Origin of the sequence: Intrasporangium flavum (genome assembly GCF_001956915.1) — a bacterium.
In the GTDB taxonomy this organism is placed as follows: Bacteria; Actinomycetota; Actinomycetes; order Actinomycetales; family Dermatophilaceae; genus Monashia; species Monashia flava.
Genome location: NZ_MLJO01000005.1, coordinates 24856 through 47948, shown reverse-complemented (window position 1 = coordinate 47948; position 23093 = coordinate 24856). Strand labels below are relative to the sequence as shown.

The following is a 23093-nucleotide window of genomic DNA, read 5'->3' as shown; positions in this document are numbered from 1 at the left end:
CTCAGGGGATCGGCAGCTCCTTGAGCACGACCTTCCTGCCGGTGCTGCGCTCGGAGAGGTCGGCGAGGGCCTGGCGCACGGTCTTGGAGAACAGGTGGGCGCCGGTGAGGGTCGGGTGCACCCGGTCGGACTGCACCTGGTCGGGGTGGGCGCGCACGGCGTCGGCCCAGTCGGCGACGACGACGTTCGGGTGCCGGCTCGCGACGAGCGCGAGCGCCGCGTTGTCGCCGTCGATGCGCGAGAACGGGCCCATGACGTTGACGAGGACGACCATCCGGCCGGGCCCGAGCACCGTCAGGACGTCCTCGACGCGGTCGGCGTCGACACCGGCGTTGGTGCCGAAGGCGAGGACGACCGCCCGGCGGTTGCCCGCGCCGCGGGCCTTGACCTCGGCGAGGCCGTCGGACCAGCGCCGGTTGGACTTGGCGTCGATGCGGATGCCGGGGAAGTAGTAGCGCAGGGCCTGCAGGCTGCCGACCATGATCGAGTCGCCGTACGCGTCGATCTCGGGACCGCTCGGCATCGTGAACGCCGCGGTCCTCGCGGTCGAGGAGCCGGACCCCGAAGGCCGCGCCGTGGCCGACGCCGCGGGACGGGTCGATGCCGCGGTGGCGGAGGCGCCCGGGCTCGGGGTGGTCGCCGTGGCCGGGCCCGACGCCTTCGGAGTCGGGGCGGACGCGTCGGCCGCGGCCTCGTTGGCGGCGAGCATCCGCGCGGTCTCGGTCATGTCGGGTGCCGTGACGACGACGACCGTCGTGCCGACGACGAGCACGGCCGCGACGCCCGCGACGATGCGCCGCCCGCGGGTGGTCAGGCCGGTCAGGAGGCCACCGACGCGTCGGGCCACGCCGCGGAAGCCGAGGGTGCGGAACGGGGTCTCGACGAAACGGAAGGTGAGGTCGGCGAGGGCGAGGGTCACCAGGACGCACCAGAGGCGCGTCAGGCCGTGCCAGGTCGTGCCGGGCGCCGACGGGTTGTCGAGGCCGACGAGGAGGATGACCGGCCAGTGCCAGAGGTAGATCGAGTAGGACCGGGCCCCGACCCACGTGGCGAGCGGGTGGCGCACGACGCGCTGGAAGGCGTCGGGCCCGGTGGAGCGACGGTCGAGGACGCCCATGACGAGGACCGTCGTGGCGAGCGAGGCGAGGACGATGCCCCCGCGGAACGTCCACGGCGACTGCTCGTCGAGCAGGAGCATGGCGGCCACGAGCACGGCACCGGCCGCCGGCACGGCCCAGCCGCCGTACCGTCCCCAGCGCGAGGGGGCGACGCGGAGCGCGAGCGAGGGGCTCGACCACGCGAAGGCGAGGGCTGCGCCGGCCATGAGGCCCACGAGGTGCGTGTCGGTGCCGTAGTAGACGCGCGTCGGGTCGGCGTCGGGGGAGAAGGGCGCGGCCATGAGCAGGGCCGAGGTGCCGCCGACGGCCACGGCCGTGCCGACGCGGACGCGTGCCGAACCGAGCGCGAGCAGGCCGAGGGTCAGCGCCGGCCACAGCAGGTAGAACTGCTCCTCGACGGCGAGCGACCAGAAGTTCATGAACAGCTGCGGCGCGGTCTGGTCGAAGTAGCTCGACCCGGCGGTGATCTCGACCCAGTTCGTCGAGAAGGTCAGGGCGCCGGCGATCTGGCGGCCGACGTGCACGAGGAGGTCCTGGCTGACGAGCCGGGCGATGAGCACGCTCGTGACGACGCAGAGCACGAGGGCCGGCAGCAGGCGCCGGGCCCGTCGGAGCCAGAACTGCCCGAAGGCGATGCGCCCCGTGCGGCCGTGCTCGCGCACGAGGAGCGTCGTGATGAGGAAGCCGGAGACGACGAAGAACACGTCGACGCCGAGGAAGCCGCCCGGCAGCCAGGCCGCGTCGAGGTGGTAGACGAGGACACCGACGATGGCGAGGGCGCGCAGGCCGTCGAGGCCCTCGATGCGGCCCGAGCGCGAGGAGCCACGGCTGGGGCGGGACGCCTGGTGCGGCGCCCGTGCGGAGGCGTCGTCGACCCCAGGCCGGTCGACCGACCGGTCCCTCGCCCTGTCCATCGTCGACGTCGCCACGTCGCCTCCTCGTGGGGCCGCGGTGAGTGGAGTCATCGCTCGTGCCTGGAGTGAGCATAGGGACGCCTGGTGGCTGCGTTGCGGCGCCACGCGGGCAACCCGCCGTCATACCCCGTCGCGGGGAGGTCCGGACACGGGTCGTCGTCCCGGTCGTCGTACCGTGTCGCCATGGCGGGAACGGTGCGCGCGAGGATGTTCGTCCGGGGCCGGGTGCAGGGCGTCGGCTTCCGGTGGTGGACCCGCGCCCGGGCCCTCGAGCTCGGCCTCGTCGGGCACGCCCGCAACACCGCCGACGGACGCGTCGAGGTCGTGGCCCAGGGAACGGACGACGCCGTGGACCGGCTCGAGGAGCTGCTCCGCGAGGAGCCCACGACGACGCGCCGTCCCGGTCACGTCGAGTCCGTCGTCCGGCAGGAGGCCGTCCCGAAGGACGGGACCGACGGCTTCGTCGAGCGGTGACCGACCTAGGCTGACGGGGTGAGCGAGCAGCCGTCCCCGACCGCCGACGACGCGACCCCCGCCGAGCTGGTGCGCCTGCGCAGCAGCATCGACAACATCGACGCGGCGCTCATCCACCTGCTCGCCGAGCGCTTCAAGTGCACCCAGCAGGTCGGCGTCCTCAAGGCCGAGCGTCACCTGCCGCCGGCCGACCCGGCCCGCGAGGAGCGCCAGATCGCCCGCTTGCGGGTGCTCGCCGACGAGGCCGGCCTCGACCCGGTCTTCGCCGAGAAGTTCCTCGGCTTCATCATCGCCGAGGTCATCCACCACCACGAGCGCATCGCGGGCGGCGTCGAGTGACCGACGCGTCCGGCCGGACCGTCCCGCCGGCAGCCCGCCGCTGAGGCAGGCCCGGGCGCGTCAGTAGAGCGTTGCGTCCTGGCGCGCGTCGAGCGCCGCGTCGTAGGCCGCCGCCTCGGCGTCGGAGCCGAACCCGCCGGCCTCGCGCGTCATGCGCCCCGCCGTGGGCACGGCGCTCCGCTCCGCGTGCGCGGCCGGGTCCCAGAGCCGGCTGCGCTTGATGGCGCGGGCGCACTGGAAGTAGACGCGCTCGACGGTGACGACGAGCACCGACGCCGGGAGCACGCCGCGCACGGCGTGCAGCGCCAGCTCGTCGGGGTCGGTGGACACGGCGGCGGTGCCGCGCACCCGCAGCTCCTCGCCGATGCCGGGCACGAGGAAGATCAGCCCCACCCGCGGGTCGGCGACGACGTTGCGCAGGGTGTCGAGCCGGTGGTTGCCGCGCCGGTCGGGGAGGACGAGCGTGTGCTCGTCGCGGACCCGCACGAAGCCCGGGGCGTCGCCGCGGGGCGACTGGTCGAGGCCGCCCTGCCCGACGGTCGCCACGACGACGAACGGCGAGGCGGCGACGACCTCCCGGTGGCTCGGGAGCAGCACCCGCGACTCCTTGGCGACCGAGTTCGGGGCCGGCTCCGTCGGGTAGATCTCGAGGAGGCGCTCGAGGGAGGTCACGGCGTGCTCGTCGTCGGGGGCGTGCGTCACGGGCCCACGCTACGCCGCGCGCCGGGATGTCCAGCGGCTCGCCTCCCGGGGGTCGGGCCGCGCGGCTAGTACGCTGACCGGGATCGCCGCCCGGTTGGACCACAAAGGACCGTCTCTTCGTGTACGTCAAGAGCCTCACCCTGAAGGGCTTCAAGTCCTTCGCCTCGGCGACCCACATGCGGCTCGAGCCCGGGATCACCTGCATCGTCGGCCCCAACGGGTCGGGCAAGAGCAACGTCGTCGACGCCCTCGCCTGGGTCATGGGCGAGCAGGGCGCCAAGTCGCTGCGCGGCGGCAAGATGGAGGACGTCATCTTCGCCGGCACCGCCGGCCGCGCGCCGCTCGGCCGCGCCGAGGTGGCCCTGACGATCGACAACTCCGACGGCGCGCTGCCCATCGACTACACCGAGGTCACCATCGCGCGGACGATGTTCCGCAACGGCGGCTCGGACTACTCCATCAACGGCACCCCCTGCCGCCTCCTCGACGTGCAGGAGCTGCTCTCCGACAGCGGCATCGGCCGCGAGATGCACGTCATCGTCGGCCAGGGCCAGCTCGACACCGTCCTGCGGGCCACCCCCGAGGAGCGCCGCGGCTTCATCGAGGAGGCCGCCGGCGTCCTGAAGCACCGCAAGCGCAAGGAGCGCGCCCTCCGCAAGCTCGAGACGATGGAGGCCAACCTCACCCGCGTCCAGGACCTCACGAGCGAGATCCGCCGCCAGCTCGGCCCGCTCGGCCGCCAGGCCGAGACCGCGCGCCGCGCCGCGGTCATCCAGACCGACGCCCGTGACGCACGGCTGCGCCTGCTCGCCGACGACCTCGTGCAGCTGCGGTCGACGCTCGAGCAGGAGGTCGCCGACGAGTCGGCGCTCATCGCCCGCCGCACCGAGGTCGAGGAGGCCATGGCCGACCTCGCCACCCGCCTGTCGGCCCTCGAGGCCGAGGCCGAGGCGGCCCGCCCGCGGCTGAGCCGGGCCCAGGACGAGTACGTCTCGCTCGGCCGGCTCGTCGAGCGGATGGCCTCGACGCGCTCGCTCGCCGCCGAGCGCGTGCGCCTGCTCTCCGAGGACGACGCCGGCGACGACACGGGCCCCACCCGCGACCCCGACGAGCTGCGCGCCCAGGCCGCGACCGTCCGCGAGCAGGAGGAGATCCTCCTCGCCGAGATCGAGGAGGCCGGCAACGCCCTCGAGGAGGCCGTCCTCACCCGCAACGACGCCGAGCGCCGCCACGCCGAGGAGACCTCCCGGCTGGCACGCGCCTCCCGCGCCGCGGCCGACCGCCGCGAGGGTCTGGCCAAGCTCGGCGGCCAGGTCGGCGCCAAGGCCTCGCGCATCGAGGCCCGCGAGGCCGAGCTCGGCCGGCTGCGCCAGACCATCGAGCAGGCTGCCGCGCGCGCCGCCGAGGCCGAGCGCGAGTTCAACCGCCTCGAGGCCGGCGTCGCCCAGGAGGAGGAGGGCGAGCAGGGCCTCGACACCGCCTACGAGGAGGCCGCCGAGCGGCTCGAGGGCGTCGAGTCCGAGGTCGCTCGCTGGAAGGAGGTCGAGACCGAGGCCGACCGCGCGCGCACTGCCGCGTCGGCCCGCGTCGAGGCCCTCGAGATGAGCCTGAGCCGCAAGGACGGCGCGGCGGCGCTCCTCGCCGCCGCCGAGGACGCCCACGACATCGTCGGGTCGGTCGCCTCGCTGCTCACCGTCGAGCCCGGCCTCGAGAACGCCGTGGCCGCCGCCCTCGGGTCGGCCGCCGAGGCGCTCGCCGTCGGGTCGCTCGACGGCGCCCGCGCCGCGCTGCGCTCGCTGCGCGACGACGACGGCGGGCGTGCGAGCCTGCTCGTCGCCGAGTCCGCGGCGCCCGTCGACCCGGCCGGCTGGCCGGCGCTGACCGACGGGGCCCGCTGGGCCCGCGACGTCGTCACGTGCCCCGACACGCTGCGTCCGGCGCTCGAGCAGGTGCTCGACCGCGTCGCCCTCGTGGCCGACGCCGACGCCGCGTCGACGCTCGTGCGTCGCCACCCCGGCGTCACCGCCGTCACGGGCGAGGGCGACGTCTACGGCCCCGGCTGGGTGCGCGGCGGCAGCCACGCCGCCCCGAGCCTCATCGAGCTGCAGGCCACCCTCGACGAGGCCCGCGCCAAGGTCTCCAGCGCCACCCGTGAGGCCGAGGAGTCCCGCTTCCGCCTCGCCGGGCTCGAGGCCACGCGCGTCGAGCTGACCGAGGCCGTCGACGAGGCGCTCGAGCGTCTCAACGAGAGCGACGCCCGGATGGCCGCCGTGGGCGAGAAGCTCGGCTCGCTCGGCCAGTCGGTCCGCACGGCACGGGCCGAGGTCGAGCGCACCGAGCGCGCCATCGCCGACGCCACGGCGGCCCTCGAGGCCGACCAGGCCGAGCACGCAGAGCTGCTCGAGCGCCTCGAGACCGCGAGCGGCGAGGGCGAGTTCGCCGACGAGCCCTCCACCGAGGAGCGTGACCAGTTCGAGGAGCTCGCCCGGGAGGCGCGCGCCACCGAGACCGAGCTGCGCCTGGCGCTGCGCACCCGCGAGGAGCGCGCCCGCGCGCTCAAGGACCGCGCCGACGCCCTCGAGCGCAGCGCCCGCCACGAGGAGGAGGCGCGCGAGCGCCTCGCCGCCCGGCAGGAGCGCCGCCGCCGCGAGGCCGCCGTCGCCGACGCCGTCCGCATCGCCGCGCAGTGGGCCCACGGCCTGCTCGTCGAGTCGGCCGAGGAGGCGGGCCGGGCCCGCGCCGCCGGCGAGGCCGAGCGCACCGAGCGCGACGCCGAGCTCGCCGTGGTCCGCAAGGACATCGCGACCCTGCAGGCCGAGCTGCGTGAGCTCACCGACTCCGTGCACCGCGACGAGGTCGCCCGCACCCAGCAGCGGCTGCGCATCGAGCAGCTCGAGACGAAGGCCGTCGAGGAGCTCGGCATCGCCCCTGACTCCCTCGTCGAGGAGTACGGGCCGCACCAGCCGGTGCCGTTCGTGCCCGACCCCGACGCCGACCCCGACGCCCCGCAGCCCGAGCCGGTGCCGTTCGTGCGCGAGGCGCAGGAGAAGCGCCTGCGCCAGGCCGAGCGCAAGCTCAATGCCCTCGGGCGCATCAACCCGCTGGCCCTCGAAGAATTCTCGGCGCTGGAGGAGCGGCACAAGTTCCTCACCGAGCAGCTCGAGGACCTCAAGAGCAGCAAGCGCGACCTGCTCGACATCGTCAAGGAGGTCGACGAGCGGGTCGAGCGCGTCTTCGCCGAGGCCTTCGAGGACACCGCGGTGCAGTTCGAGCGCGTCTTCCAGCGACTCTTCCCCGGTGGTGAGGGACGCCTGGTCCTCACCGACCCCTCGAACATGCTGACGACCGGCCTCGAGGTCGAGGCCCGCCCGCCGGGCAAGAAGATCAAGCGGCTCTCGCTGCTCTCCGGTGGCGAGCGCTCGCTCGTCGCGGTGGCGCTGCTCGTGTCGATCTTCAAGGCCCGCCCCTCGCCCTTCTACATCATGGACGAGGTCGAGGCCGCCCTCGACGACGCCAACCTCGGGCGCCTCATCACGCTCTTCGAGGAGCTGCGCGACAGCTCTCAGCTCATCGTCATCACCCACCAGAAGAAGACGATGGAGATCGCCGACGCCCTCTACGGCGTCAGCATGCGCGGCGACGGCGTCACGACGGTCGTGAGCCAGCGCCTGCGCGACGTCGCCGACCAGCAGTCCGCCTGACGCGTCGGCAACCGCAGGGGCCGGGCGCTGCGGCACCGAGGTCCGGCGCGTGCTGCCGACGCATGCCCCACGACACGTCCTGACGCGTCATTTGCGTGTATTTGCTTCACAGCAGTCACATGCGTCACTCTTGTCACATGGTCTTCCTCGTCATCTCGATGCTCGTCGTCACCGTCCTCGGTGTCGCGGTCGTCGGCGTCGTGGCGGTGCCCGCGCACCGCGGCGGCCGGGACCTGCTCACCGCCAAGGGTGAGGGGGTGGCTCGCGAGGCACGTCGTCGGGCCACGTCCATCGCCGCCTCCCGGGGCCCACGGGGGACCCGCGCCCGCACGCACTGACACCGCCCTTGGCCCTCCGGGGTCCATCCGGCCCCGTGGTTGGATGGCTGTCGTGGACACAGTCTGGATCTACGTCATCATCGGCGCGCTCGTGCTCGTCGGTGGCATCGTCTACGGCGTCACGCTGACGCGCGGCCGCGGCCGCGACACGACGCTCGAGCGCGAGGCCCCGCCGGCACCCGGGCTGCCCACCGAGGACCTCGACCGCCGCCCTCCGGTCACGGAGGACACCACGGCACCGCCCGTCGAGACGTCGCCGGCTCCGGCCGAGGTCGAGGTCGTCGAGCCCGAGGTCGCCCCGGCGCCCGCCGTCGAACGCCCCGAGTCGGCCCGCGGCCGCCTCCAGCGCCTGCGCGCCCGCCTCGCCCGCTCCAACTCTGCCCTCGGCCAGGGCCTGCTCGCGCTGCTCTCGCGCGGCACTCTCGACGAGGAGGCGTGGGAGGAGGTCGAGGACACCCTCATCGCCTCCGACCTCGGCGTCGAGGCGTCCACCGAGCTCGTCGACTCCCTGCGTACCAAGGTCAAGGTCGAGGGCAAGGCCGACGAGGCCACCGTGCGCGGCTGGCTCCGCGAGGACCTCCTCGCCCTCGTCCAGCCCGACATGGACCGGCGCATCGCCAGCAGCCGCGTCGGTGACCGGCCCGCCGTCGTCCTCGTCGTCGGCGTCAACGGCGCCGGCAAGACGACCACCGTCGGCAAGCTCGCCCGCGTCCTCGTGGCCGAGGACCGCGAGGTGCTCCTCGGCGCCGCCGACACCTTCCGCGCCGCCGCCGCCGACCAGCTCGAGACGTGGGGAGCCCGCGTCGGCGTGCCGACCGTGCGCTCCGACCGCGACGGCGCCGACCCCGCCGCCGTCGCCTTCGACGCGGTCAAGGCCGGTATCGAGGAGGAGGCCGACGTCGTCATCATCGACACCGCCGGTCGCCTCCACAACAAGGTTGACCTCATGAACGAGCTCGGCAAGGTCAAGCGGGTCATCGAGAAGCAGAGCGAGATCGACGAGGTGCTCCTCGTCCTCGACGCGACGACCGGCCAGAACGGCCTGCAGCAGGCCAAGGTCTTCTCCGAGGCCGTCGCCGTCACCGGCATCGTGCTGACCAAGCTCGACGGCACCGCCAAGGGCGGCATCGTCGTGGCGGTCCAGCGCCAGCTCGGCGTGCCGGTCAAGCTCGTCGGGCTGGGGGAGGGGCCCGACGACCTCGCCCCCTTCGACCCCGAGGCGTTCGTCGACGCGATCCTGGCCTGAGGCGCGCCCCCGGCGCCGTCCGTCCCGTGAACGGGCCCGTCCACATCGTGGACGGGCCCGTTCAGCGCAACCACGGGTTCACACAGCGTCGACGTTGTTGACATGCCCGTAACACGACGCGCGTCCGGGTGAAACGGCCCGTCCCCAGACTCTCCGCATGACACCAGCACTGATGCCCCTCGCGGCAGAAGCTCCACAGATCAACGAGGCCGCGACCGCGTTCATGCTCGTCGCCTCCTCGATGGTCCTGCTCATGACGCCGGCTCTCGCCTTCTTCTACGGTGGCATGAACCGGTCGAAGTCCGTCCTCAACATGATGATGATGAGCTTCGGGGCCCTGGCCGCCGTCGGCATCGTCTACGTGCTCTGGGGCTACTCGATGTCGTTCGGCAACCTGCAGGACGCCACGAGCGACGTCGGAGGCATCTTCGCCAACCCGTTCCACCTCTTCGGCCTGTCGGCACTGACCGACGCCAGTGGTGCCGCCCGCCTCATCGACCCGTTCGGGGTCGGCGTCTGGATCCCGGAGTACGTGTACGTCGGGTTCCAGCTGACCTTCGCCGTCATCACCGTGGCCCTCATCAGCGGTGCCATCGCCGACCGCGTCAAGTTCGGCACGTGGATGGTCTTCTCCGTGGTGTGGGTGACGATCGTCTACTTCCCGCTCGCCCACATGGTCTGGGGCGGCGGCTTCCTCTCCAGCTCCGCGAACGGCCTGTCGGCCAAGCTCTTCGGCGTCACCGACGGCCTCGCCTCGGTCATCCCGATCGACTTCGCCGGCGGCACGGTCGTGCACATCAACGCCGGCGCGGCGGGCCTGGCCCTCGCGATCCTCGCCGGCAAGCGGCTCGGCTTCGGCAAGGTCGCGATGCGCCCGCACAACCTGCCGCTCGTCATGATCGGCGCCGGCCTGCTGTGGTTCGGCTGGTTCGGCTTCAACGCCGGCTCCGAGCTCGCCGCCGACGGCGTCGCCTCGAAGGTCTGGCTCAACACCACCGTCGCCACGTGCGCCGCCGCGGCCGGCTGGCTCATCGTGGAGAAGCTGCGCGACGGCCACGCCACCTCGCTCGGTGCGGCGTCCGGTGTCGTCGCCGGCCTCGTGGCCATCACCCCGGCCTGCGGTGCTCTGACGCCGGTCACCTCGATCATCCTCGGCGTCGTCGCCGGTGGCCTGTCCGCCGTCGCCGTCGGCCTCAAGTACAAGCTCGGCTACGACGACTCGCTCGACGTCGTCGGCGTCCACCTCGTCGCCGGCCTCTGGGGCACGATCGGCGCGGGCCTGCTCGCCACCGGAACGGGCCTGTTCCTCGGCGGCGGCTGGCAGCAGACCGCCCTGCAGGTCATCATCGCCCTGATCTCGGTCGTGTGGTCCCTCGTCCTCACCTTCGCCATCGGTCTGGCCCTCAAGGTCACGCTCGGTTGGCGGATCAGCGAGGATGCGGAGTCCGAGGGCATCGACCAGGTCGTCCACGCCGAGACCGGCTACGAGCTCGGCGGGTTCCCGGCCTCGGCCGGCCGCTCCGCCGCCGCCCGTCCCGTCGCCACCGCTTCGCAGGTCGAAGGAGCCAACGCATGAAGCTCATCACCGCCATCATCAAGCCCCACCAGCTCGACGAGGTGAAGGAGGCCCTCGAGGCCTTCGGGGTCGCCGGCATGACGATCAGCGAGGCGAGCGGCTACGGCCGCCAGCGCGGCCACAGCGAGGTCTACCGCGGCGCCGAGTACACCGTCGACTTCGTGCCGAAGGTCCGCCTCGAGGTGCTCGTCGACGACGTGGACGCCTCCGACGTCGTCGACGTCATCCTCAAGGCGGCCCAGACCGGTCGCATCGGTGACGGCAAGATCTGGGCCGTCCCCGTCGACGAGGTCGTCCGGGTCCGCACCGGGGAGCGTGGCGTCGACGCTCTCTGAGCGCCGGCCGACCCTCCTGCACGACCACGCACCACCGCACGCAACGCACGCACACAAGGGGACGGCGAGAACCTGACATGACGGATGTGACCACCCGACGTCTGGACCTCGCCGGCACCCGGACCTTCGCGACGCCCGGCGCCGGCCCCACCCGGCGCCGGGCGCTCGCGGAGTTCGGCTTCGGCTGGCTCCAAGAGCTCTGGCGCGAGGCCTGCGCGGGACGACGCCACGCCGGCGTCGCGCTCGCCGCGGTCGGGTCGCTCGCCCGGGGCGACGGCGGGCCGCTCAGCGACTACGACCTCGTCCTCGTCCACCACCCGCGGGGCCTGTCGGGCAAGGAGGTCGGCGCCTTCGCCGACAAGCTCTGGTACCCGATCTGGGACGCCGGGGTGAAGCTCGACCACAGCGTCCGCACCGTGGCCGACTGCCGGGCCGTGGCGTCCGAGGACCTCTCGGCGGCCGTCGGCCTGCTCGACCTGACGCACGTCGCGGGCGACGCCGACGTCGTCAACGCAGCCCGCTCCACGGTCGCCCACGACTGGCGGGCCAACGCCCGCACCCGCCTCGGCGAGATGCAGGACTCGGTGCTCCAGCGGCACGCCCGCCAGGGCGACCTCGCCCACCTCATCGAGCCGGACCTCAAGGAGGCCCACGGCGGCCTTCGCGACATGTCGGTGCTCCGCGCGCTGACCGCGGCGTGGCTGACCGACCGCCCGCACGGCGAGGTCGACGAGGCCTACGAGCGCATCCTCGACGTGCGCGACGCCATCCACGTCGCCACCGGCCGCGGCCGCGACCGGCTGACCCGCGACGACCAGGACGCGTGCGCCGCCCTGCTCGGCTACACCGACGCCGACGACCTGCTCACCGACCTGTCGACCTCGGCCCGCACCATCGCCTACGCCGTCGACGGCACCGTGCGCCGGGCCATGCAGTCGCAGCGGGCCCGCACCTTGCGCGTCGGGCCGCGCCGTCCGCAGCTCGCGCCGCTCGGCTACGGCCTCTACCGCCACGACGGCGAGGCCGTCCTCGGGCCCTCGGCCGACCTCGCGTCCGACCCGATCATCCCGCTGCGCGCGGCCGTCGTCGCGGCCCGTGGCGGCATCCCGCTCTCGCCGACCACGCTGAAGAACCTTGCGGCACAGGCCCCTCCGATGCCGGAGCCGTGGCCGGAGGTCGCCCGCAACCTCTTCGCGGACCTCCTCGCGGCCGGGCCCGGGCTCGTCACCGTGTGGGAGGGTCTCGACCTGTCCGGCGTCATCGAGCGGTGGATCCCCGAGTGGGGCGTCGTGCGCAGCCGGCCGCAGCGAAACGCCGTGCACCGGCACACGGTCGACCGGCACCTCATCGAGACCGTCGTGGCCGCGAGCGGCATGGTCCGCGACGTCGCGCGCCCCGACCTGCTCATGCTCGCCGCGGTGCTCCACGACATCGGCAAGGTGCCCGGCGCGCAGGACCACGCGGTCACCGGCGCGGAGATCGCCGACGGCGTCCTGCGCCGCATGGGGGTCACCGACGCCGACCGCGCGACGGTCGTGCGGCTCGTCCGCGAGCACCTGACCCTCGTCGACCTCGCGACCCGGCGCGACCCGGAGGACCCGGCCACCATTACGGCCCTGTCCGACGCCGTCGACGGGTCGGTCACCACGCTCGACCTGCTGCGCGCCCTCACCGAGGCGGACGCGTCGGCGGCCGGCCCGAAGGCCTGGAGCGACTGGCGGGCCGGGCTCGTCACGCGCCTGCACGAGGCCTGCCGGTCGGCCCTCAGCGCCCGCACGGATGGAGAGGGGCCCATCGTCGTGGAACCGATGGAGAGCGTGCCGCTCTCGGCGGAGGCGCAGGGACGCGTCGCCTCGGGGGAGCCGTACGTCACCGTGTCGTCCCTGGGCGGCGCCCACCGCATCGACATCGTCGACCGCGACCGCGCCGGGCTCTTCGCCGACACCGCCGGCCTGCTGGCCGCGCACGGGTTCGTCGTCCGCTCGGCCATCGTGCGCACGCTCGAGGGTCTGGCCGTCAACGAGTGGTGGGTCGACTCGCCGGGCAGCGAGTCGCCCCTGCCCGAGGTCATCGCCCGCGACCTGACCCGCGTCGCGGCGGGGGACCGGGCACCGCTCGGCAAGCTGCAGCGTCGGCGGTCGGCCGGGGTGCGCAGCCCCGGCTCGGGCTCGGTCGACTCGACGCGGGCCATGGTCATCAGCAGCGCGTCCGAGACGGCGACCGTCATCGAGGTGCGCGCCACCGACCGGCCCGGCCTGCTCCAGGACATCGGGATCACGCTGGCGCGGGCGTCGCTGTCGGTGCGCTCGGCCCACATCGCGACGTACGCGGGGCAGACGCTCGACACCTTCTACGTCACCGAGTTCGGCGGCGGCCAGCTCGCGCCGGCTCGGGCGGCCCAGGCCGTCGCGATGATCATCGACACCTGCGACGCCGACTGATCGCTTCCCGCTGTCCGCTGGTTCGAGGTATCAGGCGACTCGATACGGTCGTCGATGACCTCGAACCGGGCGGGGAGGGGGCGCGTCAGTCGAGGAGGTCGACCACCGCGGCCACGGTGGCGGCGGTCTGAGCACGACGCCGCGGCGGCTAGAGTTGCCGGGTGTTCGCATCCCTGTCTGACCGGCTGACCGCCACCTTCAAGAACCTGCGCGGCAAGGGCAGGCTCTCGGAGTCCGACGTCAACGCGACGATCCGTGACATCCGGCTCGCCCTGCTCGACGCCGACGTGGCCCTGCCCGTCGTCAAGCGCTTCACCTCGCGCGTGCGCGAGCGGGCGCTCGGCTCCGAGGTCAGCCAGGCGCTCAACCCGGCCCAGCAGGTCGTCAAGATCGTCAACGAGGAGCTCGTCGGGATCCTCGGCGGGCAGACCCGCCAGCTGCAGCTGGCCAAGCAGCCGCCGACCGTCATCCTCCTCGCCGGCCTGCAGGGCTCGGGCAAGACGACCTTCGCCGGCAAGCTCGGCCACCGCCTCAAGGAGCAGGGCCACACGCCCGTCCTCGTCGCGGCCGACCTCCAGCGCCCCAACGCCGTCACCCAGCTCGAGGTCGTCGGCGAGCGCGCCGGCCTGCCCGTGTTCGCGCCCGAGCGCGGCAACATGGGCGGCCACGACGCCGTCCTCGACTCCGGTGAGGGCACCCGCTCCTTCGGCGACCCGGTGGCGGTCTCGCGGATGGGCATCGAGCACGCGCGGGCCAAGCAGTACGACGTCGTCATCGTCGACACCGCCGGCCGCCTCGCCGTCGACGCCGACCTCATGCAGCAGGCCGCCGACATCCGCGACGCCGTGCAGCCCGACGAGGTCCTCTTCGTCATCGACGCCATGATCGGCCAGGCCGCGGTCGAGACCGCCCAGGCCTTCCACGACGGCGTCGCCTTCACCGGCGTCGTGCTGTCCAAGCTCGACGGCGACGCCCGCGGTGGCGCCGCGCTGTCGGTCGCCGAGATCACCGGCGAGCCGATCATGTTCGCCTCGGTCGGTGAGAAGGTCACCGACATCGAGGTGTTCCACCCCGACCGCATGGCCAGCCGCATCCTCGACATGGGCGACGTCCTGACGCTCATCGAGCAGGCCGAGAAGGCGTTCGACAAGCGCCAGGCCGAAGAGATGGCCCGCAAGTTCCTCGCCGAGGAGGACTTCACCTTCGAGGACTTCCTCGAGCAGATGAACGCCATCAAGCGCATGGGCTCGCTCAAGTCGATGCTCAAGATGATGCCGGGCATGCAGGGCATGCGTGACCAGCTCGACGCCTTCGACGACCGCGAGTTCGACCGCGTCGAGGCCATGGTCCGCTCGATGACCCCCTTCGAGCGCACCCACCCCAAGCAGATCAACGGCTCGCGCCGCGCCCGCATCGCCAAGGGCTCGGGCGTGACCGTCACCGACGTCAACCAGCTGCTCGAGCGCTTCGGCCAGGCCCAGAAGATGATGAAGTCGATGGCGCGGGGTGGCGGCGGCGGCCTGCCCGGCATGCCGGGCATCCCCGGCAAGGGCAAGCGCGGCCGGCCGCAGCAGCCGCAGCGCAAGAAGAGCAAGAGCGGCAACCCGGCCAAGCGGGCCGCGGAGGAGCGCGCGGCCCTCGAGCGCGCGAGCGCGCCGCGCCAGCCGTCCGGCAGCTCGTTCGGCGGCAGCGACGGCTCGGCCAACCCGCTCGCCGACCTCGACCCGTCGAACCTGCCCAAGGGCTTCGAGAAGTTCCTCGGCAAGGGCTGACTTCTCGAGGGCCCGCCGCGACGTCACGGCCGCATCCGCGGCACGTCGACGCCGCACCGGGAGTGACCTCGGGATCATCCTCCGGAGTGGATCCGCGCGCCCGTCCCCGGGGGGACGATGGGTTGGGACAGAGGAGCAACCCGAGCCCGAAGAAGGTGGCCCTCGATGACCACAACCACTCCGCCGAACCCGGTTCACCCGCCGGCGGTCGGCGACGCACCGTCGACGAAGCGGCCGGTCCCGCAGAAGAGCCACGGCTGGGTCCTCCCCGTGGCCGTCGGCGCCGTCGCCTTCGGCGCCGGTGTCGGCGTCGGATCCAGGCTGACCTGGAGGTTCTCGGGCTGGTGGAAACCGGGCTGACGGCAGGACCCGGTCTGCGGGTCGCTCAGCCGACCGGCCGGGCGTGCTGCCGTGCCTGACCGGCGTTCGCCCACGGTGAACCGGGCTACCCGGCCGGAATGCCGGTCGGCTCCCGTTCGCTGCACCGGGTGAGACGGCCCGGTGCCGATCGGCGAGGAGGAGCGATGGGGATCTTCGAGATGCCGGCGGCCCCCGAGCCCGCCGAGGACGACCTGCTCGACGCGTACTCGCGCACCGTCAGCTCCGTCGCCCGCCGCCTGGCCCCGGTCGTCGCGAGCCTGCGCGTCAGCAGGCGGGTGCGCGGTGGAACGGTCGAGGGCGGCGGCTCGGCCGTCGTGCTCACCGAGGAGGGCCTGCTGCTGACCAACGCCCACGTCGTCGACGGCGTCGACCACGGCACGGCGCACTTCACCGACGGCACCTCGGTGCCGGTCCACCTCGTCGGCACCGACCCGCTGTCCGACCTCGCCGTCGTGCGCGCCGAGTCGACGCTGCCGAGCCCGCCCGCGTTCGGCGACGCCGACCGGCTCGAGGTGGGCCACGTCGTGGTCGCGATCGGCAACCCGCTCGGCCTGGAGGGGAGCGTCACGGTCGGCGTCGTGAGCGCGCTGGGCCGGTCGCTGCCGACGAGGTCCGGCTCCGCCTCCCGGTTCGTCGAGGACGTCATCCAGACCGACGCCGCCCTCAACCCGGGCAACTCCGGCGGGGCGCTCGCCGACTCGCGGGCCCGGGTCGTCGGCATCAACACCGCCGTGGCCGGCGTGGGGCTCGGCCTCGCGGTGCCCGTCAACGCGACGACGCGCCGGATCGTCGAGGCGCTCGTCGACGACGGCCACGTCCGGCGCGGCTACCTCGGGCTCGTCACCGCCCCCGTGCCGGTGTCCGACGCCGTCGCCGCACGGCTCGGGCGTCGCACGGCCCTGCGGATCGCCGAGGTGGTGCCCGGGAGCCCGGCGGAGCAGGCGGGCCTCATGCGTGGCGACGTCGTCGTGGCAGCCGACGGGCGACCGCTCGTCGACGCGCAGTCGCTCCAGCGGATCCTGCTCGACGAGGCCATCGACCGGTCGATGGAGATCACCGTCCTGCGCGGCTCCGCCCTCGTCGACGTCTTCGCGGTACCTCGGCTGCTCCGCGGCTGACCGGCCCCTCGCCCGGCCGTCAGGCCTGTCCCGCTCCCGGGCCCGCGCCTACGCTCGTCCCGTGGTCACGACGAACGGGCTGCGCCGCCTCGCGCTCGCCGACGGCCGCCGCGTCGACACGTGGGAGGGCGGCGACCCGCACGGCCGGGCCGTCGTCTACTGCCACGGCACGCCCGCCGGCCGGCTGCAGGCCGCGCTCGGCGACGGCGCCGCCCGGCGGGTCGGCGTCCGGCTCGTCGCCGCGTCGCGGCCCGGCTACGGCGGCACGAGCGACACCGCCACGACGCTGACCTCGGTGGCGCGCGACACCGTCGAGGTGGCCGACCGCCTGGGACTCACGGACAACTTCGCCGTGCTCGGGGTGTCCGGCGGCGGGCCCTACGCCCTCGCGCTCGCGGCGGTCGCCCCGGACCGCGTCGAGGCCGTCGGGGTCGTGGCCGGCGTCGGCCCCCTCGCCGAGCTGGAGCCGCGGTCCGTCGACGCGGAGGCCGCCGGGTACCTGCGCGCCGGACGCGTCGAGGCCGCCGTCGCACGCCAGGACCACGTGCACCGCGACGGCGGTGGGCACCGTGTCGGCACCTTCGTCGCACCGGAGCTGCTCGAGCCGTGGACCCCGACCGGCCGACCGGGCCTCCCGCCCTACCGCGGGGTCTCCCGCGACGCGCTCGCCGTCGGCCCCGGCTGGGACCTCGACCTCACGGGCGTCCGCGCGCCGGTCCACCTCTGCTACGGCGACCGGGACCGCGCCGTGCCGCTCGTGCACGGCCTCTGGCTGCACGAGCACCTGCCGTCCTCCACCCTCGTCGTGCGAGAGGGGGCCGGTCACCTCGGCACCCTCGTGCCGTACTGGGCCGAGGTGCTCGCGACGCTCCGAGGGCCCGAGCGCTGAGCCCCGCCGGTCGGGTGCGCGGCTAGGGTCGGAGCCATGACAGCGCCGGTGCTCCACGTCCGCGGTCGCGTGCTCGTCGGGCCGGAGGAGACGGTCGACGAGGTCTGGGTCGTCGACGGCCGCCTCACCTTCACCGCCCCCGCGTCGACCGCCGACGTGCAGACGCTCGAGGGCTGGGTCGTGCCCGGCATCGTCGACGCCCACTGCCACGTCGGGCTCGGACCGCACGGCGAGGTGCCCCGCGACGTGGCCGAGCAGCAGGCGATCACCGACCGCGACGCCGGCACCCTCCTCATCCGCGATGCCGGCCAGCCCGGCGACACCCGCTGGGTCGACGAGCGCGAGGACCTGCCGAAGATCATCCGGGCCGGGAGGCACATCGCCCGCACGCGTCGCTACATCCGCAACTTCGCCCACGAGGTCGAGGAGGAGGAGCTGACCCGCTACGTGCGGCTCGAGGCGCACCGCGGCGACGGCTGGGTCAAGCTCGTCGGCGACTGGATCGACCGCGACCTCGGCGACCTCGCCCCCAGCTGGTCCCGGGAGGCCGCGGCGGCCGCGGTCGCCGCGGCTCACGAGGAGGGCGTACGCGTCACCGCCCACTGCTTCGGCGAGCAGTCGCTGCGCGACCTCGCCGACGCGGGCATCGACTGCGTCGAGCACGCCACCGGGCTGCAGGAGGACACCATCGAGGCGTTCGCCGCGCAGGGGATCGCCATCGTCCCGACGCTCGTCAACATCGCGACCTTCCCGGCCATCGCCGAGCCTGCCAAGGCGAAGTTCCCCGGCTACCACCGGCACATGCTCGACCTGCACGCGCGCCGGCACGCCACCGTCGGCGCGGCGCACGAGGCCGGTATCCCGATCTACGTCGGCACCGACGCCGGCGGCAGCCTCCCGCACGGACTGGCCGTGCAGGAGATGGTCGAGCTGACCCTCGCCGGCCTGACCCGGCTCGAGGCGCTCGCCGCCGGCACGTGGTCGGCGCGGGCGTGGCTGGGGCAGCCGGGGCTCGAGGAGGGCGCCGACGCCGACCTGCTCGTCGTGCCCGGCGACCCGCGCGAGGACCTCGCCGTCCTCGCCGACCCCACCGGCATCGTCCTGAGGGGGCGCGTTGTCCGCTGAGCAGCCCCACGAGCCAGCACCGGCCGACCCGCCGCTGTCGGCCGTCGGCGACCGCGTCGAGGTGCGCCCCCCGCGCGAGTCCGACACCCCGGCCTACGCCGAGGCCGTGACGCGCTCGATGCGGCGCCTGTCGGACTTCGCGATGCCCGACCCGACGAACTTCCCGATCGTCCTGCACAACCAGTCGCCGACCTACCGCACCTTCCTCGTGCTCGCGCGCGACCCCGAGGGCGACCACGGCCTCGTCGGACGCGTCAACGTCGCCAACGTCGTCGGCGGTGCGTTCCGCAGCGCCACCGTCGGCTACGACGCCTACGACCCGTACGTCGGTCGGGGCCTGTTCGCCGAAGGCCTCGAGCTCGCCGTCGACCTCGCCTTCGCCGACGAGCCGCACGGCATGGGCCTGCACCGTCTCGAGGCCAACATCCAGCCGGCCAACACCCGCTCGGCCGGCCTGGTGCGCTCCCTCGGGTTCGTCCACGAGGGCTTCTCGCGCGACTTCCTGCACCTGCCGGGCATCGACGGGCGCCGCGCCTGGCGCGACCACGACCGCTACACAGCGCTGTCCTCGGACTGGCCGGCGGCTCCCTACCGGGCCCTCGGGCTCCGACGCCTCGCCTGCGTGGTCCTCGGCGGCGCCGGCTACGGAGCCTCGGGGCCAGGCCTGGCCCCGGCGCTCGCCGCCGAGCTCGGGGTGCCGCTGCTGTCCGCGGCGGCGTTCGTCGAGCCGGGGGCCCCGGGCGCGCGGGACGACCACGTGACCGCCGTGCTCTTCGAGATGCTGCGCACCTCGCCGGTCGGCGGTGTCGTCGAGTGCCGGGCCAGCGCCCCCGAGGTGCGGATGGGCTTGGCGCGCAGCGGTTTCGACCCGTCGGTGGTGCCGGTCCTCGACGCTGCGGTTGACGTGCCCCGTCGCGAGGTGGTGCGCCTGGCGCTCGAGGTGCGGGCGGCGTTCGCCTGACCGGCGTCGGCGTCCGGACGCGGGGGCGCCCCCGGCGCGGTTCGGAGCACGGTGCGGGGTCTGGCAGAATGGACGGCTGTACCCGTCCGGCCGCAGCCCGGCTGGACCGGACGCCTACACCCGAGCCATGGCTCCCCGCCCGATCCTGCGGCGGTCTCGCCGTGCTCACGACCTGATTGAGGAGACCGCCACCGTGGCTGTCAAGATCCGTCTGAAGCGCATGGGCAAGATCCGTGCGCCGTTCTACCGCGTCGTCGTCATGGACTCGCGCACCAAGCGCGACGGCCGTGCGATCGAGGAGATCGGCAAGTACCACCCCACCGAGGAGCCGTCGGTCATCGAGATCGACATGGACCGCGCCAAGTACTGGCTCGGCCAGGGCGCCCAGCCGACCGAGGCCGTCGCCGCCCTCATCAAGGTCGTCGACGAGGGCAAGGTCCGCACCGCCGAGGCCAAGCCGTCGAAGAAGGACCTCTACGAGGCCGCGATCGCCGCCGCGGGCAAGGGCTCCGACGCGGGCACCTCCGGCGCCACGACGCCGAAGAAGAAGGCCGCCAAGAAGGCCGACGCCCCGGCCGCCGAGGCCGAGGCCGCTCCCGAGGCCGCCGAGGCCGAGAAGAGCGAGTGACCGTGCTCGAGGAGGCGCTCGAGCACCTCGTCAAGGGCATCGTCGACCACGACGAGGACGTCGTCGTGCGTCGCAAGGAGCTGCGCCGCGGTGAGCTGCTCGAGGTGCGGGTCCACCCCGACGACCTCGGCCGCGTCATCGGCCGCTCCGGCCGCACGGCCAGCGCCCTGCGCACCGTGGTCAGCGCCCTCGCGGGCGGCGCGAACGTCCGGGTCGACATCGTCGACACCGACCGCGTCCGCTGAGCGGGCCGCACCGGCCTCAGGCTCAGCTGCAGCACCTGCACCATCCGACGCCGAGGGGCGTCCCGGGTCCGCCCGGGGCGCCCCTCGGTGCGTTCCGGCCCACCCGCACGACCTGAGAGGATCTGCGCATGAACGTCGTCCTCGCGCGCATCGGCAAACCCCACGGCCTGCGGGGAGAGGTCACGGTGCAGCTGCACACCGACGACCCCGAGACCCGCTTCGCCGTCGGCGCCGTCGTCGACACCCAGGCCGAGCCGGGCTCCGGCGTCCCGCGGCAGCTGACGGTCGCGAGCACCCGGGTGCACCGCGGCATCTGGCTGATCCGCTTCGAGGAGGTCCCGGACCGCACCGGCGCCGAGGGCCTGCGCGGCACGCGTCTCGTCCTGCCCGAGGCCGCGCCGCAGGCCGAGGAGGACGCCTACTACGAGGAGGACCTCGTCGGCCTCGAGGTGCGCGACACCACCGGTGCCCGCCTCGGCACGGTCAGCGGCCTGGAGATCGGGTCCGCCCAGGACCGGCTCGTCCTCGCCCTCGACGAGGGGTTCACCGCGTGGGTGCCGTTCGTGCGCCGCATCGTGCCGACCGTCGCGGCCGACCACGTCGTCGTCGACCCGCCGCCCGGGCTCTTCGACCTCTACCGCGAGGCGGGCGAGTGAGCGACGCCCCCCACGTGCCCGACGCGTCCGGCACCGTGCCCGCCCTGCGCGTCGACGTCGTCTCGATCTTCCCCGAGTACCTCGCCGCGCTCGACCTCTCGCTCATCGGCAAGGCCCGCGCCGACGGCCTGCTCGACGTGCGCGTCCACGACCTGCGCGAGCACACCCACGACCGGCACCGCACCGTCGACGACACCCCGTACGGCGGCGGGGCGGGCATGGTCATGAAGCCGCAGCCGTGGTCCGAGGCCCTCGACGCCGTCGTCGCGTCCGGGCCTGCCGGCAACGGCGGAGCCACGCGCCCACGCCTCGTCGTGCCCGGCCCCGGTGGCACCCCGTTCACCCAGGCGCTGGCGCGCGAGCTGGCCCAGGAGCCGTGGCTCGCCTTCGCCTGCGGCCGCTACGAGGGCATCGACGAGCGCGTCTACGAGTACGCCCGCGAGGACCTCGGCCTCGAGGTGTCGGTCGTCAGCCTCGGCGACTACGTCCTCAACGGCGGCGAGGTCGCCGTGCTCGCCATGGTCGAGGCGGTCGGTCGCCTGGTGCCGGGCGTCATCGGCAACGCCGAGTCGCTCGTCGAGGAGTCGCACGAGGACGGCTTGCTCGAGTACCCGATCTACACCAAGCCCCGGGAGTGGAAGGGCCGGGTCGTGCCCGACGTGCTCCTCTCGGGCAACCACGCCGCCATCGCCGACTGGCGACACGCGCAGCGCCTCGAGCGCACGGCGGCCCGGCGCCCCGACCTGCTCCACGCCTCGCACGGCGCGGGGGAGGCCGACATCCGGCTCGCGACGCCGGCCGACGTGCCCGAGCTGCACGTGCTGACCCGCGCCTGCTGGGTGGAGGAGGCGCTGGCCAACGACACCCTCGCCATCCCCGCGCTCACCGAGACCCTCGAGGACGCCCGGGCCGCGCTCGACGCCCACGCCACGTGGGTCGCCGTCAAGGGCGGTCGGGTCGTCGGCTCGGTGCGCACGTCACGCCACGGCGACGAGTGGTACGTCAGGCGGCTCTGCGTCGTGCCGGACCTCCGGGGCCAGGGCCTGGGCCGGCGCCTGCTCGAGCACGCGGAGTCGACGGCCCCCGACGACGTCCGTTCGTTCGCCCTCGACACCGGCGAGCACAGCGCCGACAACCTGCGCCTCTACAAGCGGGCGGGCTACCGCGTCGACGCCTCGGCGCGGCCCGACGTGCCGGGCGCCGTCCGGCTGCGCAAGCGCCGCCGGCGCTGACGCGTCGGGGCGGGCTGACGCGCCGGGGCGGGCTGACGCGCCGGGCATGCCCGACGCACGAGGGCGTGGCTGACGCGTCGGGTCAGGACACGAGCGCGGTGCGGAGGTCGTCGGGCAGGATCCGGCGCTCGCGGATGAACCGGGCCTGAACGCCGGCCGTGATGGCCTGCGTGGCCATGATGGCGAAGAGGACCACGACCTGCGCCGTGGCCGCCTGCACGGCGCTGCCGCCGCCGAGCATGACGCCGATGAAGGCGCCCGGCAGCGTCACCAGGCCGGAGGTGCGCACCTGGTCGAGGCTCGGCACGATCCCCTCCGGCACGCGTCGGGCGATGATCTCGTCGATGGCCTGGTCCGAGGTCAGGCCGAGCGACAGGGCCGCCTCGTACTGGCCGTGCTCCTCGCGCAGCGCCGCGAAGGTGCGCCGGCCCACGAGCGTGTGCACGGTCATGGTGTTGCCGATGACGATGCCCGCCACGGGGATGAGCGCGATGCCGGTGAACGGCACGGTGCCCGACGCCACGACGATCGTCACGACCGGGACGACGCCGCTGGCCATCGCGACCGCCGCCCACGGCCACGACCCCGGTGCACCGACCCGCCGGGCCGTCGTCACGACCGCCGTCGCGAACATGACGCCGACGGCGAGCAGCGACAGCCAGATCGAGCCCACGACGGCCGTGATGACGAGCGCCACGAGCGAGAGCTGGACGATCGCGCGCACCCCGGCCACGACGGCCTGCCGGTCGAGCGGGATGCGGCCGAGGCGCTGGGCCACGACCGTGACGGCGAGGAGCACGACCAGTGCGAGGGCCACGGGCCAGCCGGGGGAGACGTCCACGCCGCCACCGTAGACTCGTCCTCGATTTCAGGTCTGCGCCGCGCTCTGGCAGACTTGCTCC

Annotated in this window: 21 protein-coding genes; 18 read left to right on the top strand and 3 right to left on the bottom strand. The window is 74.0% G+C overall.

Going from position 1 to position 23093, the window contains the following annotated elements; all coding sequences use genetic code 11:
• Position 1 precedes the first annotated feature (1 nt).
• Positions 2-2047, bottom strand: a complete 2046-nt coding sequence (locus BIV28_RS04935) for an acyltransferase family protein (RefSeq protein ID WP_242652776.1) — start codon at positions 2045-2047, stop codon at positions 2-4.
• A gap of 168 nt (positions 2048-2215) precedes the next feature.
• Here BIV28_RS04935 and BIV28_RS04930 point away from each other — a divergent pair, with 168 nt between their 5' ends.
• Entirely contained in the window at positions 2216-2506 is a 291-nt protein-coding gene (locus BIV28_RS04930; RefSeq protein WP_076259829.1) for an acylphosphatase, read from the top strand.
• 18 nt (positions 2507-2524) lie between these two features.
• Positions 2525-2845, top strand: coding sequence for a chorismate mutase (locus tag BIV28_RS04925; protein ID WP_076259828.1), 321 nt, complete (start codon positions 2525-2527; stop codon positions 2843-2845).
• Positions 2846-2905: 60 nt separating this feature from the next.
• Here the strand turns inward: BIV28_RS04925 and BIV28_RS04920 are convergent, their stop codons facing one another.
• On the bottom strand, positions 2906-3547 hold the full coding sequence (locus BIV28_RS04920) for an MSMEG_1061 family FMN-dependent PPOX-type flavoprotein (protein WP_076259826.1): 642 nt from the start codon (positions 3545-3547) through the stop codon (positions 2906-2908).
• Between the two features lie 119 nt (positions 3548-3666).
• Between BIV28_RS04920 and smc the strand changes: the two genes are divergently transcribed.
• The 16 genes from smc to trmD all read left to right on the top strand — a co-directional run bounded on the left by smc (position 3667) and on the right by trmD (position 22191).
• Complete coding sequence (smc, locus tag BIV28_RS04915; protein WP_076259824.1) at positions 3667-7248, top strand: chromosome segregation protein SMC; 3582 nt, start codon at positions 3667-3669, stop codon at positions 7246-7248.
• A 137-nt stretch (positions 7249-7385) separates the two neighbouring features.
• A complete protein-coding gene (locus BIV28_RS04910) occupies positions 7386-7586 on the top strand; it encodes a hypothetical protein (RefSeq protein ID WP_076259823.1) in 201 nt (66 codons plus the stop codon).
• 43 nt (positions 7587-7629) lie between these two features.
• On the top strand, positions 7630-8832 hold the full coding sequence (gene ftsY, locus BIV28_RS04905; RefSeq protein WP_076259821.1) for a signal recognition particle-docking protein FtsY: 1203 nt from the start codon (positions 7630-7632) through the stop codon (positions 8830-8832).
• Positions 8833-8989: 157 nt separating this feature from the next.
• The gene (locus BIV28_RS04900) at positions 8990-10408 is read left to right on the top strand and encodes an ammonium transporter (RefSeq protein WP_076259820.1); all 1419 of its coding nucleotides are present in this window, start codon (positions 8990-8992) and stop codon (positions 10406-10408) included.
• Entirely contained in the window at positions 10405-10743 is a 339-nt protein-coding gene (locus BIV28_RS04895) for a P-II family nitrogen regulator (protein ID WP_076259818.1), read from the top strand. Before BIV28_RS04900 ends, BIV28_RS04895 begins: the two co-directional genes overlap by 4 nt.
• A 77-nt stretch (positions 10744-10820) precedes the next feature.
• Positions 10821-13184 carry a [protein-PII] uridylyltransferase gene (locus tag BIV28_RS04890; RefSeq protein WP_076259817.1) on the top strand — a complete coding sequence of 788 codons (2364 nt, stop codon included), beginning with the start codon at positions 10821-10823 and terminating at the stop codon, positions 13182-13184.
• 161 nt (positions 13185-13345) lie between these two features.
• The gene (ffh, locus tag BIV28_RS04885; RefSeq protein ID WP_076259815.1) at positions 13346-14956 is read left to right on the top strand and encodes a signal recognition particle protein; all 1611 of its coding nucleotides are present in this window, start codon (positions 13346-13348) and stop codon (positions 14954-14956) included.
• A 165-nt stretch (positions 14957-15121) separates the two neighbouring features.
• On the top strand, positions 15122-15316 hold the full coding sequence (locus tag BIV28_RS04880; protein ID WP_076259814.1) for a hypothetical protein: 195 nt from the start codon (positions 15122-15124) through the stop codon (positions 15314-15316).
• Positions 15317-15480: 164 nt separating this feature from the next.
• On the top strand, positions 15481-16455 hold the full coding sequence (locus tag BIV28_RS04875) for a S1C family serine protease (protein ID WP_242652775.1): 975 nt from the start codon (positions 15481-15483) through the stop codon (positions 16453-16455).
• A 61-nt stretch (positions 16456-16516) separates the two neighbouring features.
• Positions 16517-17344, top strand: coding sequence for an alpha/beta fold hydrolase (locus BIV28_RS04870; protein ID WP_076259813.1), 828 nt, complete (start codon positions 16517-16519; stop codon positions 17342-17344).
• 36 nt (positions 17345-17380) lie between these two features.
• Positions 17381-18469: an amidohydrolase family protein gene (locus tag BIV28_RS04865; protein ID WP_076259811.1), complete on the top strand. Its 1089-nt coding sequence runs from the start codon at positions 17381-17383 to the stop codon at positions 18467-18469.
• On the top strand, positions 18459-19430 hold the full coding sequence (locus BIV28_RS04860) for a GNAT family N-acetyltransferase (protein WP_076259809.1): 972 nt from the start codon (positions 18459-18461) through the stop codon (positions 19428-19430). Before BIV28_RS04865 ends, BIV28_RS04860 begins: the two co-directional genes overlap by 11 nt.
• A 193-nt stretch (positions 19431-19623) precedes the next feature.
• Positions 19624-20058 carry a 30S ribosomal protein S16 gene (gene rpsP, locus BIV28_RS04855; RefSeq protein WP_076259808.1) on the top strand — a complete coding sequence of 145 codons (435 nt, stop codon included), beginning with the start codon at positions 19624-19626 and terminating at the stop codon, positions 20056-20058.
• A gap of 2 nt (positions 20059-20060) precedes the next feature.
• Complete coding sequence (locus BIV28_RS04850; RefSeq protein WP_076259953.1) at positions 20061-20303, top strand: RNA-binding protein; 243 nt, start codon at positions 20061-20063, stop codon at positions 20301-20303.
• A gap of 128 nt (positions 20304-20431) precedes the next feature.
• The gene (rimM, locus tag BIV28_RS04845; RefSeq protein WP_076259806.1) at positions 20432-20959 is read left to right on the top strand and encodes a ribosome maturation factor RimM; all 528 of its coding nucleotides are present in this window, start codon (positions 20432-20434) and stop codon (positions 20957-20959) included.
• Positions 20960-21003: 44 nt separating this feature from the next.
• Positions 21004-22191, top strand: a complete 1188-nt coding sequence (gene trmD / locus BIV28_RS04840; RefSeq protein WP_076259952.1) for a tRNA (guanosine(37)-N1)-methyltransferase TrmD — start codon at positions 21004-21006, stop codon at positions 22189-22191.
• 82 nt (positions 22192-22273) lie between these two features.
• Here the strand turns inward: trmD and BIV28_RS04835 are convergent, their stop codons facing one another.
• Positions 22274-23032 carry an ABC transporter permease gene (locus BIV28_RS04835; RefSeq protein WP_076259804.1) on the bottom strand — a complete coding sequence of 253 codons (759 nt, stop codon included), beginning with the start codon at positions 23030-23032 and terminating at the stop codon, positions 22274-22276.
• Between the last annotated feature and the right edge of the window lie 61 nt (positions 23033-23093).

Bases quoted from the DNA above. Each gene is read 5' to 3' on its own strand.
- BIV28_RS04930 (WP_076259829.1), top strand. From the start codon at position 2,216: ATGGCGGGAACGGTGCGCGCGAGGATGTTCGTCCGGGGCCGGGTGCAG.
- BIV28_RS04910 (WP_076259823.1), top strand. From the start codon at position 7,386: ATGGTCTTCCTCGTCATCTCGATGCTCGTCGTCACCGTCCTCGGTGTC.
- ftsY (WP_076259821.1), top strand. From the start codon at position 7,630: ATGGCTGTCGTGGACACAGTCTGGATCTACGTCATCATCGGCGCGCTC.
- BIV28_RS04900 (WP_076259820.1), top strand. From the start codon at position 8,990: ATGACACCAGCACTGATGCCCCTCGCGGCAGAAGCTCCACAGATCAAC.
- BIV28_RS04895 (WP_076259818.1), top strand. From the start codon at position 10,405: ATGAAGCTCATCACCGCCATCATCAAGCCCCACCAGCTCGACGAGGTG.
- BIV28_RS04890 (WP_076259817.1), top strand. From the start codon at position 10,821: ATGACGGATGTGACCACCCGACGTCTGGACCTCGCCGGCACCCGGACC.
- BIV28_RS04880 (WP_076259814.1), top strand. From the start codon at position 15,122: ATGACCACAACCACTCCGCCGAACCCGGTTCACCCGCCGGCGGTCGGC.
- BIV28_RS04875 (WP_242652775.1), top strand. From the start codon at position 15,481: ATGGGGATCTTCGAGATGCCGGCGGCCCCCGAGCCCGCCGAGGACGAC.
- BIV28_RS04865 (WP_076259811.1), top strand. From the start codon at position 17,381: ATGACAGCGCCGGTGCTCCACGTCCGCGGTCGCGTGCTCGTCGGGCCG.
- rimM (WP_076259806.1), top strand. From the start codon at position 20,432: ATGAACGTCGTCCTCGCGCGCATCGGCAAACCCCACGGCCTGCGGGGA.